Source organism: Frankia sp. AgB1.9, from assembly GCF_016786355.1.
Classification (GTDB): Bacteria; Actinomycetota; Actinomycetes; order Frankiales; family Frankiaceae; genus Pseudofrankia.
The window spans coordinates 17,077-33,540 of the sequence record NZ_JADWYX010000019.1; the positions used below are offsets into that span (position 1 = coordinate 17,077).

At 71.9% G+C, this 16,464-nt stretch carries 15 protein-coding genes; 6 read left to right on the plus strand and 9 right to left on the minus strand.

Going from position 1 to position 16,464, the window contains the following annotated elements; translation table 11 throughout:
- Position 1 precedes the first annotated feature (1 nt).
- Together I6A60_RS09445 and I6A60_RS09450 are read right to left on the minus strand one after the other, a co-directional pair.
- Positions 2-1,189, minus strand: a complete 1,188-nt coding sequence (locus tag I6A60_RS09445) for a thiolase family protein (RefSeq protein WP_203015471.1) — start codon at positions 1,187-1,189, stop codon at positions 2-4.
- Between the two features lie 5 nt (positions 1,190-1,194).
- Positions 1,195-1,671, minus strand: a complete 477-nt coding sequence (locus I6A60_RS09450; RefSeq protein WP_203015439.1) for a Zn-ribbon domain-containing OB-fold protein — start codon at positions 1,669-1,671, stop codon at positions 1,195-1,197.
- 92 nt (positions 1,672-1,763) lie between these two features.
- On the opposite strand from I6A60_RS09450, the gene I6A60_RS09455 reads away from it, so the two are divergent.
- From I6A60_RS09455 to I6A60_RS09475, 5 genes are all read left to right on the plus strand, one after another.
- Positions 1,764-1,904 (plus strand): hypothetical protein, encoded by a 141-nt coding sequence (locus I6A60_RS09455; protein ID WP_203015438.1) that lies wholly within the window; start codon positions 1,764-1,766, stop codon positions 1,902-1,904.
- Positions 1,905-1,915: 11 nt separating this feature from the next.
- Positions 1,916-2,935, plus strand: a complete 1,020-nt coding sequence (locus I6A60_RS09460; RefSeq protein ID WP_203015437.1) for an LLM class flavin-dependent oxidoreductase — start codon at positions 1,916-1,918, stop codon at positions 2,933-2,935.
- Positions 2,932-5,409, plus strand: a complete 2,478-nt coding sequence (locus tag I6A60_RS09465) for a CoA transferase (RefSeq protein WP_203015436.1) — start codon at positions 2,932-2,934, stop codon at positions 5,407-5,409. Before I6A60_RS09460 ends, I6A60_RS09465 begins: the two co-directional genes overlap by 4 nt.
- A 219-nt stretch (positions 5,410-5,628) precedes the next feature.
- The gene (locus tag I6A60_RS09470) at positions 5,629-7,269 is read left to right on the plus strand and encodes an amidohydrolase family protein (protein ID WP_203015435.1); all 1,641 of its coding nucleotides are present in this window, start codon (positions 5,629-5,631) and stop codon (positions 7,267-7,269) included.
- Positions 7,270-7,395: 126 nt separating this feature from the next.
- Positions 7,396-7,686, plus strand: a complete 291-nt coding sequence (locus I6A60_RS09475) for a hypothetical protein (RefSeq protein ID WP_203015433.1) — start codon at positions 7,396-7,398, stop codon at positions 7,684-7,686.
- Between the two features lie 180 nt (positions 7,687-7,866).
- Here the strand turns inward: I6A60_RS09475 and I6A60_RS09480 are convergent, their stop codons facing one another.
- From I6A60_RS09480 to I6A60_RS09505, 6 genes are all read right to left on the minus strand, one after another.
- Positions 7,867-9,075 carry an amidohydrolase family protein gene (locus tag I6A60_RS09480; RefSeq protein WP_203015431.1) on the minus strand — a complete coding sequence of 403 codons (1,209 nt, stop codon included), beginning with the start codon at positions 9,073-9,075 and terminating at the stop codon, positions 7,867-7,869.
- Positions 9,075-9,635: a flavin reductase family protein gene (locus tag I6A60_RS09485; protein WP_203015430.1), complete on the minus strand. Its 561-nt coding sequence runs from the start codon at positions 9,633-9,635 to the stop codon at positions 9,075-9,077. The genes I6A60_RS09480 and I6A60_RS09485 overlap by 1 nt, the downstream gene beginning before the upstream one ends.
- A 43-nt stretch (positions 9,636-9,678) precedes the next feature.
- A complete protein-coding gene (locus I6A60_RS09490; protein WP_203015429.1) occupies positions 9,679-10,569 on the minus strand; it encodes an SDR family NAD(P)-dependent oxidoreductase in 891 nt (296 codons plus the stop codon).
- Positions 10,570-10,581: 12 nt separating this feature from the next.
- Entirely contained in the window at positions 10,582-11,697 is a 1,116-nt protein-coding gene (locus I6A60_RS09495) for an LLM class flavin-dependent oxidoreductase (protein WP_203015428.1), read from the minus strand.
- Positions 11,698-11,747: 50 nt separating this feature from the next.
- On the minus strand, positions 11,748-12,890 hold the full coding sequence (locus I6A60_RS09500) for a CaiB/BaiF CoA-transferase family protein (protein WP_305038687.1): 1,143 nt from the start codon (positions 12,888-12,890) through the stop codon (positions 11,748-11,750).
- Between the two features lie 78 nt (positions 12,891-12,968).
- A complete protein-coding gene (locus I6A60_RS09505) occupies positions 12,969-14,159 on the minus strand; it encodes a thiolase family protein (protein WP_203015427.1) in 1,191 nt (396 codons plus the stop codon).
- A gap of 292 nt (positions 14,160-14,451) precedes the next feature.
- Between I6A60_RS09505 and I6A60_RS09510 the strand changes: the two genes are divergently transcribed.
- A complete protein-coding gene (locus I6A60_RS09510; RefSeq protein ID WP_203015426.1) occupies positions 14,452-15,648 on the plus strand; it encodes an amidohydrolase family protein in 1,197 nt (398 codons plus the stop codon).
- A gap of 62 nt (positions 15,649-15,710) precedes the next feature.
- On the opposite strand, the gene I6A60_RS09515 is transcribed toward I6A60_RS09510, so the two are convergent.
- Positions 15,711-16,427: an ABC transporter ATP-binding protein gene (locus I6A60_RS09515; protein ID WP_203015425.1), complete on the minus strand. Its 717-nt coding sequence runs from the start codon at positions 16,425-16,427 to the stop codon at positions 15,711-15,713.
- Between the last annotated feature and the right edge of the window lie 37 nt (positions 16,428-16,464).

A 16,464-nucleotide genomic window follows, 5' to 3' on the forward strand; every position in this document is an offset into this window, starting at 1 on the left:
GTCAGCGCGGCCAGCTCGTCAGCAGCGCCGCCCCCGCCTCGTAGCCGCCGACACTCGTGACGGCCGCGACCCGCGCGCCCGCAACCTGTCGCTCGCCGGCCTCACCGCGCACCTGGCGGACCGCCTCGGCCGTGTGGCCGAACGCGGCGTGCAGCCGCCCGCCGGACAGCTGCCCGCCCCACGTGTTCATCGGCAGCTCGCCGCCGAGGCTGATCCGCTTGCCGCCCTCGACGAACGCCCCCGCCTCGCCCGGCCCGCAGAAGCCCATCGCCTCCAGCCACCAGACCGCCTCGATCGTGAAGCCGTCGTAGAGCTCGGCGACGTCGACGTCACCGGGCCGCAGGTCGGTGCGGGCCCACATCGCGGCGGCGGTGGCGTAGCCGACCCGGCCGAAGTCCTCCCACTGCTCCCAGCTCGGCCGGCCGTCTACCACGCCGGCCATCGTCTCGATGCCGACCGGGGCCCGCAGGTCGGCGGCGGCCTCGGCCGCGGAGACGACGATCGCGGTGGCTCCGTCGAGTGGGACGTCGCAGTCGTACAGGCAGATCGGCGACGAGATCATCCGGGAGGCGAGGTAGTCGTCGAGGGTGAGCGGCGAGCGGTAGACGGCGTCCGGGTTCAGCGCGGCGTGCGCCCGCTGCGTCACCGGGATCCAGCCGAGCTGCTCGCGGGTCACGCCGTACTCGTGCATGTACCGGGCCGCGTATGGGGCGAGCTGGCAGACCGGGGACAGCGCGCCGACCGGCAGCAGCCAGGCGAGCGGCCCCTCCGCGGTCGGGTTCGTCGAGCCGTACGCTGGCCGGCCGCCGGCGTTGCGCGCGGCGCTGCCCTCCTTGACGGTCCGCCAGATGACGACGTGCCGGGCCTGGCCGGTGGCGACCGCCATCGCCGGCCCGTAGAACGGCAGGCACATCCCTTCGATGATCCCCTGCCGCCAGCTGGTCGTGATCCGCAGCGCGTCCTGGATCTCGTAGAGGTTGCCGTTCGCGTAGCCGGGCACGTTGGCCTTGCCACCGCCAGGGAACATCGCCAGCCCGTCGATGTCGTCGACCGTCAGGCCCGCGTCCGCGACGGCGGCCAGGATCGCGTCGATCGTCAGCTGGAACCCGGAGCGGTCCAGCTGGCGCCCGATGGCCGACTGACCGACTCCCGAGATCACCGCGCGCCGCTCGAACAGCTCGCTGCCCACCGCGCTCACGCCCCGGCCACGGCGACGAAGCTGGGGACCGCGTAGGCCCGCTCCTGGCCGTCGAGGAAGCAGGTGCCCGGGCCGGGCTCGAAGCCCACGTCGACGCTCATCCCGATCGTCGCCTCCTGCGGCGGGCAGCCGCGCAGCCGCCCGAGCACCCGGACGCCCGGGTGGCCGTCGAACTCGACCAGGACCAGCGCGTAGGGCACCTCGAGCCCCGGCAGCCAGCGCTGGTAGTTCACCGTCAGGCTGTAGACCTGGCCGCGCCCGGTGATCTCGACCGGTTCGGTCGACCGGCTCCGGCAGGTCCTGCACACTCCATACGGCGGGAACGACTCGGCGCCGCAGTCCTGGCAGCGCTCGACGAGCAGCCGCCCCTCGGCCGCCCCCGCCCAGAACACCGCGGTCTCCTCGGTGACGGACGGTGGGATGCCGGGAACCACCGCGGCCGAGTCCGGGCTGGTAGGGCCGTTGGCGGTCATGGGCACCCTTCGAGCCGGTGACAGCGAAGACTTACGGAGTGTACGCTCACTTAGCAATCTAGCGCCTCGACGCCCCGGGTACATCGTTCGTCGTGCACTGCCCGTTCGAGGTGCACAGCCTGTTCGAGGTGCACAGCCTGTTCGAGATTCGCAGCCTGTTCGGGATTCGCAGCCCGGCCGTCGTACGCAGTCTGTCCGTCCTGAGTGCGGCGTCCGTGCCGCGCTCGACGTGAAGGAGCTCCGGTTGCCTGATCGCATCGTCTTCGGCGCGGCCGCGCTCCCCGAGCCGGAGCGCAACTGGCTCGCCGCCGTCGAGCGCCTGCCCATCGAGTCGGTCTGGCAGGGCGGCCACGTGCTCCCGCCGACCGGCACCGGCGAGGCCATCACCCGGCTGGCGCTGATGACCGCGTGGACGGAGCGGGTCCGGGTGGGCACCGCGATCCTGCTGCTGCCGCTGTACCAGCCGGTGATCGTCGCCAAGCAGCTGGCCGACCTGGACGCCCGCTCCGGCGGGCGGGTCTCGGTCGGGCTGGGCGTCGGCGGCGAGTTCAAGCACGAGTTCGACTCGGTCGGCGTCCCGATCACCGAACGGGGCGCGCGCACCGACGAGGCGATGGTCCTGCTGCGCGATCTGTGGCGCGGCGAGCCGGTCACCCACCACGGGAAGTACTTCGACGTCGACGACGTGACGCTGCGCCCGGTCACGCCTCCGGTGCCGGCGCTCCCGACCGGCGCGGCGCCTGTCGGCCCGCCCGCGGGCGGCCAGCCCGGCGGCCCGCCGCTGCTGGTCTCCGGGCGCAAGGCCCCGGCGATGCGGCGCGCGGCCCGGCTGGGCGACGGCTGGATGCCCTACCTGATGTCGCCGAGCGCCTATGCCCGCTCGGTCGAGACGATCACCGCCGAGGCCGCCGCGACCGGCCGGGACCTCGACGGCTTCGAGTGGATGATGTACGTCTACTGCTCGGTCCGGGCCGACGGCGACCGGGCCCGCGCCGACGTGACCAGCTTCCTCGGCGGCGCCTACGGCGACAAGCCGGCGTCGATGCTCGACAAGATCGCGCCGTCCGGGACGCCGGAACAGGTCGCGGCCCGCCTGCAGGAGTACGTCGACGCGGGCGTGCGGCACTTCGTCATCTCCCCGGCCGCGCACGAGGACACCCTCGAGGTCGTCCAGCTCGCCGCCGAGGAGGTCCTCCCCCTGCTGACCCTGCCGGCCGGTGGCGCCGCTGGACCGGTGATCACTACCGCCGGGGCCGCGTCATGACCCCGCCGGCACAGGGTCCGCTCGCGGGCCTGCGGGTCATCGAGATCGCCGTCGGTGCCAGCGACCTCGGGCTGGGCCTCGCGGGCGGGGTGCCCGGGATGCTGCTGGCCGGGCTCGGCGCGCAGGTCACCCGCGTCGTCGGGACGGCGCCCCTCGCCATCGACGCGGGGCTGCCGTGGAGCGAGGCCTGGCACCGGGACAAGCGGATCGTCGCGACCGACGACGCCGAACCGGTGCGGGCCCTGCTCGCGGACGCCGACGTCGCGCTCGCCTACGGGCCCGAGGACCTGGTCGAGGGCCGGGGCCTGGGCTACCGGGACCTGACCGGCGCCAACCCGCGCCTGGTCTATGCCCGCTGCCGGCCGAGCCGGACGTCCCTCGGCGCCGTCGAGGACTACGGGCTGCTCGTCGAGGCGCGGTCCGGATTCTGCACGCAGCTCACCGGTCATCGACCGGGCCCGATCTTCGTCGACGTCCGGGCGCCCGGCACCGGCACGGCGGGCCTGCTCACCGCGTCGGTCCTCGCGCTGCTGCGCCGCCGGGTCCTGACCGGCGCGGGTGGCTGGGCCGAGACGTCTCTCTACGACGGCATGCTCGCCACCCTCGGCTGCATGATCGGCCGTTCCGAGCGAGCTCGGCCCGAGGTCGAGGGGTACTGGGAGTTCGGCTCGACCTTCCCGAACTTCCTGTACCGCTGCGCCGACGGCGAGCTGCTCCAGGTCTGGTTCGGCGGCAAGGGCATGTACGCGAAGCTCATCGACGTCCTCGGCGACGAGCCGTCGACCGAGGGCTACTACGCCGACCAGTCCTCCGGGAAGCTGCAGGACCGCGCCCTGCGGTGGCGGGCCCCGTTCGCCCTGCGTCCCCGCGACATCTGGCTGCGCCGGCTGCGGGACGCCGGAATCGCCTGTGAACCCGTCCTCAACCCGGGCGACGCGTTGACCGACCCGCACCTGGCCGAGACCGGTCTCGCGGTCACCCGCGACCGCGACGGCCACCGCGAGACCTTCGTGGGCTCGCCCCTCTCCGTCGGCCCGCTGCCGTCGGCGACCCCCGCCAGCCCAGCGCTGGTACCCGTCGACGTGGCGCCGGCTCCTGTCGGCCCGGCACCGGTTCCGGCCGACCTGGTGCCGGCCCCGGTCGGCATGGGGCCGGTTCACGAGGAGCCGCCGGGCGACATCGCGGCGGCGGGCGGGCTGCTCGCCGGGGTACGCGTGCTGGACTTCTCCGCGTTCGTCGCCGGACCGCTGGCCGCGCAGGTGCTCGCCGATCTCGGCGCGGAGGTCGTGAAGGTCGAGCCGCCGGAGGGCGAGGCGATGCGCGCCGCCGCCTACGCGGTCGCGGCCTGCCAGCGCGGCAAACGCAGCCTGGCGATCGACATCACCGCGCCCGAGGCCCGGCCCGTCGTGGAGAGCCTGGTCCGCTGGGCCGACGTCGTGCTGCACAACTTCCGGGTCGGCGTCGCCGAGCGGCTCGGCATCGGCGCGGCGGACATCGCGGCGCTCAACCCGTCCGCCGTCTACTGCCACGCCAGCGCGTTCGGCGCGCACGGACCGCGGGCGAAGCAACCGGGCAACGACGCGCTGATGCAGGCGGTCACCGGGCTGGAACAGGCGATCGGCGGCGACGGCAACGAGCCGATCGCGGCGACCTGGATCCCGATCGACGTCGCCGGCGGCTGGCTCGCGGCCAGCGGAATCCTCGCCGGCCTTTACGCCCGCGCGACGACGGGCACCGGCCAGCAGGTGGACAGCAGCCTGCTCGGCGCCGGGATGCTCATGCAGTCCGGCTCGTTCCAGCGCGACGGCGAGCTTGTCCGGGGCCCGGCCCTGGACTCGGCCCAGACCGGCTACGGCCCCGGCTACCGCCTCTACCAGGCCGGCGACGGGGAATGGTTCGCGCTGGTCCTTCCGGACGAGCGCTCCTGGGCCACGCTGCGCGGGCTGCTCGCGGACGGTGGTCCACGAGCTGGCGGACCTGCTTCGCCGACCGGGCCGGAACCCCGCGCCGACGACGTCCTGGCGACCTGCGCGCCGCTGCGCGGGGGAACCCTCGACCAGCCGGCTCGCGAGGCGGAAAGCCTCCTGGAGAAGGCCTTCTCGGCCGGCACCGCCGCCGGCTGGGTAACGCGGCTGCGCGCCGCGGACCTCCTGGCCGAGCTGATCGCGCCGGCGACCAGGGACGACTTCCGCCGTGGCGTCCTGGACGACCCGCTGAACCGCCAGCTTGGCCGGGTCGCGGCCTACGAAGTGGCCGACTGGGGTCATTTCGAACAGATCGGCCCGCTTCCCCGGCACGACCAGAGCCCGACCTGGCCCTTCCGGACCGGTCGCACCGAACCAGCCGGACCTCAAGGCCCAGTGCCACGGCTGCCCAGCATCGGCGAACACTCCGTCCAGGTCCTGACCGAGCTCGGCCGGCCCGCCGACGAGATCGACGCTCTCCTGGCCAACAAGATCGTCCGCCAGCTCTAGAAAGCGGTGGCCGCCAGGCCTTGATCGCCGTTTCCGCCCTCTGATGGCTACGAAACAGGCGCCGCAACGACCACCAGAGGGCCAAAACGGCGATCATGGGGACCCAGGAACGGGCGAACCTTGGCGGCGACACTCGCAGGCTGGCCAACGGTCGATAAGTAAGCGAGTGTTTGCTAATTTGTTGGAGGCTCGGTTCGCCGCCTGACCGTGGGAGCGTTGATGGACCTGTTGCTGCGCAACGCCACGCTGATCGACGGGACGGGAGCACCCGCCCGTCCAGCCGAGATCGCCGTCACCGGCGACCGGATCACGGCCGTCGGTGAGCCGGGCTCGCTGACGCCCGAGGACGCCACTGAGGTCGTAGACCTCGGCGGGCTCACGCTCGCACCCGGGTTCGTCGACGTGCACACCCACTACGACGCGCAGATCCTCTGGGACGGCGACCTCACGCCGTCGAGCTGGCACGGCGTGACCAGCGTCGTCATGGGCAACTGCGGGTTCGGTGTCGCGCCCACCCGGCCCGAGCACCGCGACCTGATCGTGCGCCTGCTCGAGAACGTCGAGGGCATGTCGATGGACGCGCTGAACGCGGGGATCGACTGGTGCTTCGAGACGTTCCCGGAGTACCTCGCGGCGCTGGACACCCGGGCCAAGCGGCTGAACGTAGGCGCGTTCCTCGGCCACTCGCCGCTGCGGCTGTTCGTGACCGGCGGCGAGGAGCGGGCCGCTACCGACGAGGAGCTGGCGACGATGCGCCGCCTGCTGCGCGAGGCCCTGGACGCCGGCGCGATCGGCTTCTCCACCTCCCGCCAGCCGGCCCACCAGGGCGCCTACGGCCGGCCGGTGCCGAGCCGGTTCGCCGAGGTCTCCGAGGTCTACGAGCTGGCCGGGGTCATGGGCGAGGCGGGCAAGGGCGTACTGGCCGTGTCGATCGGGCCGGGGCTCTTCCTCGACCAGTTCTCCGAGATCGCCACCCGGTACAACATCCCCGTCACCTGGACCGCGCTCGTCACCCGGGCCGAGAAGCCGGGCTCCGCGCTGCGGACGGTCGAGCGGGGCGCCGCGCTGTCGGGCGAGGTGTACCCGCAGATCGCCTGCCGGCCGATCGTCATGCAGGTCACCATGGACGACCCGTCCCCGCTCGGCCAGGTGGACGAGTGGAAAGAGGTCCTCGCCGTCCCGCGCGAGCAGCGCCCGACCCTCTACCGGGACGACGCCTGGCGCGACCGGGCCAGGGAGACGACCCTCGCGGCCTGGAGCCACCGCTGGCACAAGGTCGACGTCGAGGAGACCGTCACCCACGGCGCGCTCACCGGCATCCCGCTCGACCAGCTGGCCCGCGACCGCGGCACCACCCCGTTCGACCTGATGCTCGACCTGGCCCTGTCCGACGCGGGCACGACGCGCTTCCGGGTCGTGCTGGAGAACGACGGCGACGCGGAGCTCGCGGACCTGCTCGCCGACAAGCGCACCCTGCTGGGCCTCTCCGACGCCGGCGCGCACGCGACCCAGCTCTGCGACGCCTGCTACTCGACCCACCTGCTCGGCCACTGGGTCCGCGAGCGCAAGGCCATCTCGCTGGAGGACGCGGTCTGGCGGCTGACCGGCCAGCCGGCCAAGGCGTTCCGCCTCGCCGAGCGTGGCCAGGTGAAGCCCGGCTTCTTCGCCGACCTGGTCGCCTTCGACCCGGACACCGTCGGCACGACCGCCGTCGAACGGGTCGACGACCAGCCCGGCGGCACCGAACGTCTAGTCGTGCGCAGCACCGGCGTCGCCCACACCTGGGTCAACGGCGTCGCCACCCGCTTCGACGGCGAGGACCTCCCCGCCGTCACCCCAGGCCGCCTCCTGCGCGCCTGACCAACCAGCCCCCCGTCATACCTGGTGGTCGGAAACTCCCGCCGACCCGCGACCACCAGGTATGACACAAGCCGCCAGCCCGCGGCCGGTGCGGCGAAATGGCCTGTCCTGACTACGATTGCTCTCGTGGCAGCGAAGGACGAGCGTGCGTCGGCGCACGCGTTGGTCGAGGATCTCCTCGGCCCATCTGACGCACGCGCTGATCGCTCTATCGAAGTGCTGCACGCCCACGCCGCCGCGCTCGCCTGGGTTCGTGAAGCAGTGGGAAGCTATCCGACCCCGGCGGCAATCGCGGTGGAACTCGAACAGGTGGCGGAAGAATTGCGCCGCGCGGAGGATGAGCGCGAACCCGTCCTGGTCCTCAGACAGGCCGCGCTCCGCGCTCTCACGGCTTACCGCACCGCCTCGGGCCAATGACGACCGGCTCGATCCTGGACGATCTGCACTGGCTGCTGGCCTGAATGGATCGCGGGTGGCCGTGCGCCGGCACCGGCCCATTGGTGCCGGTGATCGCGGTTTTGGCCCTCGGGTGGTTGCAGAAACGGCCTGGTCACGACCAGGGGAGGGCCAAAACGGCGATCAAGGACCGGCTGAGGCCTACAGGGTGATTGCCGGCCAGTCTTCGCCGTGTGGGAGGGGCTGGCGGAAGAGCCTGGCGGCGTTGCCGCCGGCGATCATGACGGCCTCGTGCTCGGGGATGCCGGCGAAGCGCTTGCGCAGCAGGTCCTGGGAGCCCGGCCAGGTCGAGTCGGCGTGCGGGAAGTCGGTCTCGAACAGGATGTGGTCGATGCCGATCATGTGGCGCTGGTCGAGCGTGCCGGGGTCGTCGAGCATGCAGAAGTAGAAGTTCCGGCGCAGCGCCTCGCTCGGAGTCACGTCGTACGTCCACGGAGTGCCGCCGGTACCGGAATGCGCCAGCACATAGTCGAGGCGGTTGATCGCCATCGGCACCCAGCCGATCCCGCCCTCGCTCAGCGCGATCTTCAGGTTCGGGTAGAGCGCCGGAATACCCGCCCACACCCAGTCGACGGCGGCACAGAACGCGGTGGCCGGGAAAAGAGACGTCTGCACGTTCAGGCCGGCGCCGGGCGAGCCCTGCAGGACGAAACCGCTCGCGCCGCAGTGCAGCGAGATGACCGTGTCGGTCTCCTCGCACGCCTTGAAGAACGGCTCCCAGTGCTTGTGGTTCGTGATCGGCGGCAGCTTCAGCAGATGCGGCGACTCAAGGAACGACACCGAGGTGAAGCCGAGCTCGGCGTTGCGGCGCACCTCGTCGCCCGCGACCTTCGGGTCCTTGAACCAGGGAAGCTGCATTGGGATGAAACGCTCCGGATAGGCGCCATGCCATTCTTCGAGCATCCAGCTGTTCCACGCCCGGACCGCGGCGAGCCCGATCTCCTGGTCCTCGTTCATCGACAGCACCCGGCCCGTGAAGCCCCAAGCCCCCGACGGGAAGCACAGCGACGCCCAGATGCCGTCGAGATCCATGTCCTTCACCCGGGCGTGCACGTCCCACGCGGACCGGCGCATCTCGCCGAAGTTCAGCGGGTCGAGCGTCCACTCCGACTTCGGCCGCCCGGCGACGACGCTCATGCCGTTGTCCCGGTAAAGCCGGTCACGGTAGACCCACGCCTCGGAACCATCCGGGGTCGTGATCACCTGCGGCGCCTTGTCCCGCAGCTTCGCCGGAAAACGCTTGACGAAGAGGTCGGCGGGCTCGGTGAGATGGTCGTCCACCGAGATGATGGAGTAGCTGCGCTCCTGCGTCTCGGGGTCCGCCAGCAGCTTCCAGTCAGGCCTCGGCATTACGCGCTCCTCGTTCCCGTCGAGCCGTTGGGCAGGACCTTCTGGTCGAGACGGCCCGGCAGACCGTAGCCACCGCGGAAGTACAACAGCGGCCCGTGGTCGCGCAGCACCCGCATCTCGCGGACCGCGCCGACGACGATCTGGTGGTCGCCGCCGTCATGCGCCGCGTCGATCTCGCAGTCGACCCAGGCGAGGACATTGTCCAGGACGACCGCGCCACGGTCGGTGACATGCCAGGGAGCGGCGTCGAACTTCGCCCCGGTCCGGGCGCCGAAAGCCACCGACACGTCCTGCTGATCCTCGGCCAGCACGTTGACGGTAAACCGTCCGGCCTGCTCGATGCGTGGCCAGCTCGTCGAGTTCCGACCCGGGCAGATGAGCACCAGGGGCGGGTCCAGGGAAAGCGAGGTGAACGACTGGCAGGCGAGCCCGGCCGGAGCGCCGGACTCGTCCATACCGGTAACGATCGTCACGCCGGTGCAGAAATGCCCAAGCACCTGGCGGAAGACGGCCGGGTCGACGCCGTCGATCTCTGCCCTGCGCGCGGCGACGTCCGTCATCGCTTTCCCCGTCCAGGACCGGAACGCGCGACGGCGGCCTTCCTCAGGAAAGTGCGCTCGACCATCGTGGGATGTCTCCTTGGACGTCGGCGTTCGGTGCGGCGGCCGCCAGCAGCGGCCGAATGGCCGCCTCGACGGCGGCGGGGTCGTCGACCGCCGGCCCGGTGGGCCCGCGGTGCCAGCCTTCGGCGATGGCCAGGCGCACGCCCGAGCTGACGATCACCCTGCCGGTGACGTCGGCCGAGAGCGGCGAGACGAGCCACGCCAGCGTGGCCGCGACCCATTTGGGGTCGTACTGGCCGGCGCGGGCGGCGTCGCTCTCGCCCAGCCCGACGGCCTCGGTCATCGGCGTCAGCGCCGTCGGGCAAACCGCGTTGACGGTCACCCCGTAGCGGGCGAGCTCCATCGCGGCGATCACCGTGAAGGACGCGATAGCGCCCTTGGCCGCGCCGTAGTTGGCCTGGCCGACGTGGCCGTACAGGCCCACCGACGACACCGTGTTGACGACGCGGGCGTCGACGCTGTCGCCCGCCTTGGACCGCTCACGCCAGAAGCTGGCGGCCCGTTGGGTGACGAGGAACGTGCTCTTGAGGTGCACGCGCAGCACGTCGTCCCAGTCCGACTCGGACATGTTCACCAGCATCTTGTCGCGCGCGATGCCGGCGTTGTTCACCACCGCGTCGAGGCGGCCCCAGGTGTCCGTGGCGGTGGCGATCAGGCTGTCGGCGCCAGCCGCCGTCGAGACGTCGCCGGTGTGGCCGGTGGCCTCGCCGCCCAGGGCGCGCACCCCGGCGACGACGGAGGCGACGGCGTCGGCGTTGACGTCGTTCACCACGACCAGCGCGCCCTGCGCCGCGAGCGCCTCGACGTAGGCGCGGCCGATTCCCTGGCCGGCACCGGTGACGAGGCACACCCGTCCGTCACACAAGCTCATGAGAGCGCGCTTTCAGGAGACGGTCGTCGGGGTGGCGGCGTAGGTCACGCCGATGTCGCCGCCGGAGTCGCGGCCCTTGAGCTTGGGAAGCACCTCGGCCGCGAACAGCTCGAAGCAGTCCTTGGCCTCCTCGGCCGGCATGCCGCCGAAGCAGAGCGGCAGGACGATGCCACCGGCGTCGGTCATCTCGGCGTACTCGAGCAGCTTCTCGGTGACCTCCGCTGGCTTGCCCCAGACCTGGAGGTCGGCGAGGAAGCCGTTGAACTTCTCCATGCCGTGCTTCTGGATGTTCTTGGCGAGGCCGGCGTAGTACTCGTAACCCTCGATCTCGGCGAAGCCGAGGTTGTCGAACTCGTAGTGCTCGACCGTCGAGCGGGCCCAGCGCTGGAGGTAGACGTTGCGGATCTTGTCGATCTGGGCCTGGTTGTCGGCGACACCGGCCACGATCACCAGGACCGGCTTCGGCGCCTCGGTGCCGTTCAGCTCGAAGTAGCGCTCGCGGTACTTCTTGAGCTCCTCTATGGCCGTCGGCCACGGCTTCTGGGCGATGACCATCAGCCCGACGCCCATGCCGGCCATGATCTCCATCGACTCGGGCGACACCGCCGAGGCGAAGGTGCGGCCCTTGAAGCTGGCCACCGGACGGGGCCGGATCTCGACCCGCGGCTGCTTGTAGAGCTCGCCGTCGTACTCCAGCACCCCGGTCTCCAGGGCGTTCAGGAGCGCGGCGCTGTACTCCTTGAACCGGCGGCGGGACTCGCCCATCGGGACGCGGAAGCCGACGAACTCCTTCTGGCCGAGGCCCCGGCCGAGGCCGAGGATCGCGCGGCCGTCGGAGAGGTGGTCGAGCACCGAGAAGCTCTCCGCCACCCGCGCCGGGTCGTTCCACGGCAGGACGGTGACCATCGTGCCGAGCTTCAGCTTCGTGGTCCTGCTCGCCAGCCAGGCCAGCACCATCGACTGCTGCGAGGTGAGCTGGTAGTCGGAGAAGTGGTGCTCCGAGAGCCAGACCGAATCGAAACCAACCTCTTCGGCCCGAGCTGCGAGGGCCATCTCCGACCGGTAGACGTCCGCGTCGGTGACGTTGGGATCAAGATTGGCGAGTTGGAGGCCGAATCCGATGTGCATGAGCGCTCACTTTATACGTTGAGGACGGTGGGAGCCAGCCCCGCCGCGGGCTACCGGACGGCGCCGGCAGCACGCAGGCTGGTTACTTCTTCGGCCGAGAACCCCCAGTCGGACAGGGCCTCGTCGGTGTGCTGCCCAGGGGCGGGCGGCGGGCCGGCAACCGCCGGCGGGGTCCGGCTGAACCGCGGTGCCGGAGCCGGCTGGACCACCCCGGCGACCTCCGTGAAGGTGCCGCGGTGGCGGTTGTGGGGATGGTCCGGAGCCTCGTCCGGTTCGAGCACCGGGGCGAAGCAGACGCTGGTGCCGTCGAACGTGGCGCTCCACTCGTCGCGGGTCCTGGTCCGGATCACCGCGGCGAGGCGCTCCTTCGTGGCCGGCCAGGACGGTCGGTCGTCGGGACCGGGATCGAGGTCGGTCAGCTCCGCGAGCTGCCGGCGGGCCTTGGGGTCGATCGCCCCGAGCGAGATGTACCGGCCGTCGGCCGTCTCGTAGGCGTCGTAGAACCAGGCGCCGCCGTCGAGGAGGTTGGTGCCCCGTTCCCCCCAGTCCCCGGCCGCGCGCAGGCCGTGGATCATCCCGGACAGCAGCGCGGCACCGTCGACCATGGCTGCGTCGACGACCTGGCCCTGGCCGGAGCGGGCGGACTCGAGCAGGGCGCACACGATGCCGAAGGCGAGCAGCAGGCCGCCCCCACCGAAGTCGCCCACGATGTTGACCGGCGGCACGGGCGGGACGCCCGGCCTGCCGACCATGGCCAGGGTGCCGGCGAGAGCGACGTAGTTGATGTCCCGGCCTGGCGCCTGCGCATACGGGCCGTCCTGGCCCCAGCCGGTCATCCGCCCGTAGACCAGGCCCGGCCGGCGAGCGAGGCAGTCGTCGGGCCCGAGCCCGAGCCGCTCGGTGACACCCGGGCGGAACCCCTCGATGAGGACGTCGGCGTGGTCGACCAGCCTGAGCACGGCCTCCCGCCCGTCGGCGTGCTTCAGGTCGATGCCCACCGAGCGACGGCCGCGGGCGTTCACGTCCCAGGACGGCGCCTCGGCGCCGACGCTGTCGGCCCGGTCGACGCGGAGCACCTCGGCGCCCATGTCGGACAGCATCATGGCGGCGAACGGCCCGGGGCCGATGCCAGCCAGCTCGACGACCCGGTAGCCGCGCAGCACGCTCATACCGCCGCCGCCACTGATAAGCATGCGTTCACTCTGTAAGCCATCCGATGCTCCGCCTCACGGGTCCCGATCTGGTCCTCGCCGGTGGGCCGACGCCCGGCCTCAGCTGCCCGCGGGCGCGGGGACGTCGAGGACGACGGCGGTGGCCATGCCGCCGCCGGCGCACATGGCGGCGACCCCGATGCCGCCGCCGCGCCGGCGCAGCTCGTGCGTCATCGTGATGATCATCCGGGAGCCGCTCATGGCGACCGGGTGGCCGAGGCTGCACCCGCTGCCGGAGACGTTCACGATCGTGTCGTCGAGGCCGAGGATCCGGGTGGTGCCCACGGCGACCGAGGCGAACGCCTCGTTGATCTCCCAGAGCGCGACGTCGCCGATCGTCAGACCGGCCCGGTCCAGCACCTTCGGGATCGCGAGCGTCGGGGCCAGGCCGGTGTTCTCCGGCAGGACGCCCACCGAGGCCCAGGCCCGGATGACACCCAGCGGCTCAAGCCCGCGCTGCTCGGCGAACCGGCTGTCCGCGAGCACCATCGCCGCGGCGCCGTCGTTGACGCCGGAGGCGTTGCCGGCCGTGATGCTGAAGCCGTCGATCTCCGGGTGAATGGGCTTCAGCGCGGCCAGCCGCTCCAGCGTGGTCGTCCGCCGCGGGTGCTCGTCAACGGCGAACGTCACGGTGGTGCCGTCGCGCCGCGCCACCTCCAGCGGGAAGATCTCCTCGACGAAGCTGCCCGCGTCGATCGCCGCGACGGCGCGCTGGTGGGACCGCAGCGCCCAGGCGTCCATCTCCTCCCGGGTGAGGCCCGCCTGCACCGCCGCGTTCCAGCCGACGGTGATCGACATGTCCCGGCACGGCGCCTGGGGCGTCTCGGGGTGGCTGTAGGCGAGCCAGTCCTCGTCCCAGTCGTCGGTACCGGGGAACCGCCAGCGGGCGCGCGGCTTGGTGGAGGCCGACTGCACACCCCCGGCGATGACGACGCGGTCCATCCCGGACCGGATCGACGCGGCCGCGCTCTGCACGGCGGCGAGGCCGGAGGCGCAGTGCCGGTTGTGGGCGACGCCCGGTACCTGCGGGATACCGGCGTTCACCGCCGCGTACCGGGCGATGTCGCCACCGCCGTACAGCGACTCGCCAAGCACGACGTCGTCGACGAGGGAGGGGTCGACCCCCGACCGGTCGAGCGCCTCGGCCACCGCCCGGGTGCCGAGTTCGAACGCGCTCACCTCCGTGAGCGAGCCCTTGTACGCCGTCCCGATCGCCGTCCGCGCCGTCGCCACAATCACCGCCTCAGACACCGCGGCTGCCTCCTGGGGTCTCGTGGCGCGGTCGGGTGACTGCCTACCGGCCGTTGGGGCGCTTCCCATCGCTCTGGGTCGCGTCGAACTGTGTTGCCCAACCGTGTTGCCCAACCGTGTTGCGAAGTATCTGCTCACTCACGATAGGGAGGGAGCGACCGGCGGCGCAACCGGGTCGCGCCCACGACCGCTGTGGCCCCCCTGACACACTGCGACCGCGAGCTTGACGGGACGCCACCCTCCGCCATACTAAATGAGTACTCGCTCATTAGCAGATCGAAGGTGACGGGCCGTGGACTACGCTCTGATCGACGCGGACGGGCACTACTACGAGCCGGACGACTGCTTCTCCCGGCACATCGAGGCCCGGTACAAGGACGCGACCATCCGGGTCGACCGGGCCGAGGACGGCCTGGGCCGGGTCTTCGTCGGCGACCGGCGCACCTTCATGAGCGTCATGCCGGGCGACTACGCCTCAGCCCCCGGCGCGTTGCAGGGACTGTTCGCCGGCGGGGTCGCGGACGGGTTCGCCCATCGCGAGGTGCTCAACGCCAAGGACTACCCAGCGTTCACGAGGCGGGCCGAGCGGCTCACCCTGATGGACTCCCAGTCCGTCGAGGCCACGATCCTGCTGCCGACGCTCGGCATCTCCGTCGAGCGGGACCTGGAGCACGACGTCGAGCTCAGCTACGCCAGCCTGCGGGCCTTCAACCGCTGGCTGGAGGAGGACTGGGGCTACGCCGCGCAGGAGCGGATCTTCGCGGTGCCGCTGCTGTCACTGCTCGACATCGACCACGCGGTCGCCGAGCTGCGCCGGGTGATCGACGCCGGCGCGCGGCTGGTCCATCTGCGGCCCGGGCCTGTCGGCCACCGCTCCCCCGCCGACCCGGTCAACGACCCGTTCTGGGCGCTGTGCGCCGAGGCTGGCGTGCCGGTCGTGTTCCACACCTCGAACTGCGGCTACGCCGACCTCTACGGGGTGCACTGGTCGGAGGACCCGCGCAACCCGTCCCACCTCCAGTCGCCGCTGCAGTGGGCGCTGTGCAACACCGAGCGGCCGATCGTCGACACCATGATCGCGCTGACCCTGCACAACCTGTTCGGCCGCCACCCGGACCTGCGGATCCTCTCGATCGAGAACGGCAGCAGCTGGCTGCGGCCACTGCTCAAGACCGTCGACAAGGCCGCCTCCCTCGGCCGGCGCGGCCCGATGATCGGTGGAAGCCTCCCGGGGAAGCCCAGCGAGGCGCTCACCGACCACCTGTGGGTCGTCCCGTTCCCGGAGGACGACGTCGACGACCTGCTCGACGTCCTCGGGCCGGACCACGTCCTGTTCGGCTCCGACTTTCCGCACCCCGAGGGCCTGCGGGAGCCGCTCGACTACGCGGCGAGCCTGGGCCGCCAGGACCCCACCACCACCCGCAAGGTCCTGCGCGGCAACACCGCCCAGCTGCTCGGCCTCCCGGACCGGACGCCGGCGGCGCGCTGAGTCGACACCACGAAGGCGGCGGCCCACCCGGGCCACCGCCTTTCGTCGTCTGCCTGGCCCGGTCAGGCGGCCTCGTCGACCCCGCCCAGGTAGAGGCGCTCGATCTCGGACTCCCGGGCGGCCAGCTCGGCGGCGGGGATCTCGGCCCGCACCAGGCCCTCGTTCATGATCAGGGCGCGGTCGACGAAGCTCGCCGCGAAGTGGATGTGCTGCTCGACGAGCACCACCCCGGCGGACAGCGCGGTGGCCACGGCGCGCAGCCGCTCCAGGATGCGCTCGCTGACGGCCGGGGCCAGGCCGAACGACAGCTCGTCGATGAGCAACACCGTCGGGTGACGCCCCACGGTCCTGGCAAGCGCCAGCATCTGCTGCTCGCCGCCGGAGAGCACCCCGGCCTTCAGTGGCAGCTTCGGGCGCAGCTCGGGGAACAGCTCGATGGCCTCGTCGACGGGGGCGCCGGCCAGCTGGAGGTTCTGGCGGACTGTCAGCGACGGGAAGGTGCTGCGTCCCTCCAGCACGATGCCGACCTGACCGCGGCTGCGCCGGTACGCGGGGCCGACCAGCGGCGTCCCGTCGACGCGCACCTCGCCGCCGTACTTGCCCAGGAAGCCGGCTATCGCCATCAGCGTGGTGGTCTTGCCCGCGCCGTTACGGCCGAGCAGACCGACGATCTCGCCCCGCCCTACCGAGAACGACACGTCGTGGATCACCGCGAGCGAGCCGTACCCGGCCGTCAGCCCGCGGACCTCTAACGCCGCCCCTGCCGCGTCCTCGGCCATCTGCGCTCCCTGCTCTCGTCCTGGTGTCGTGAGGGTC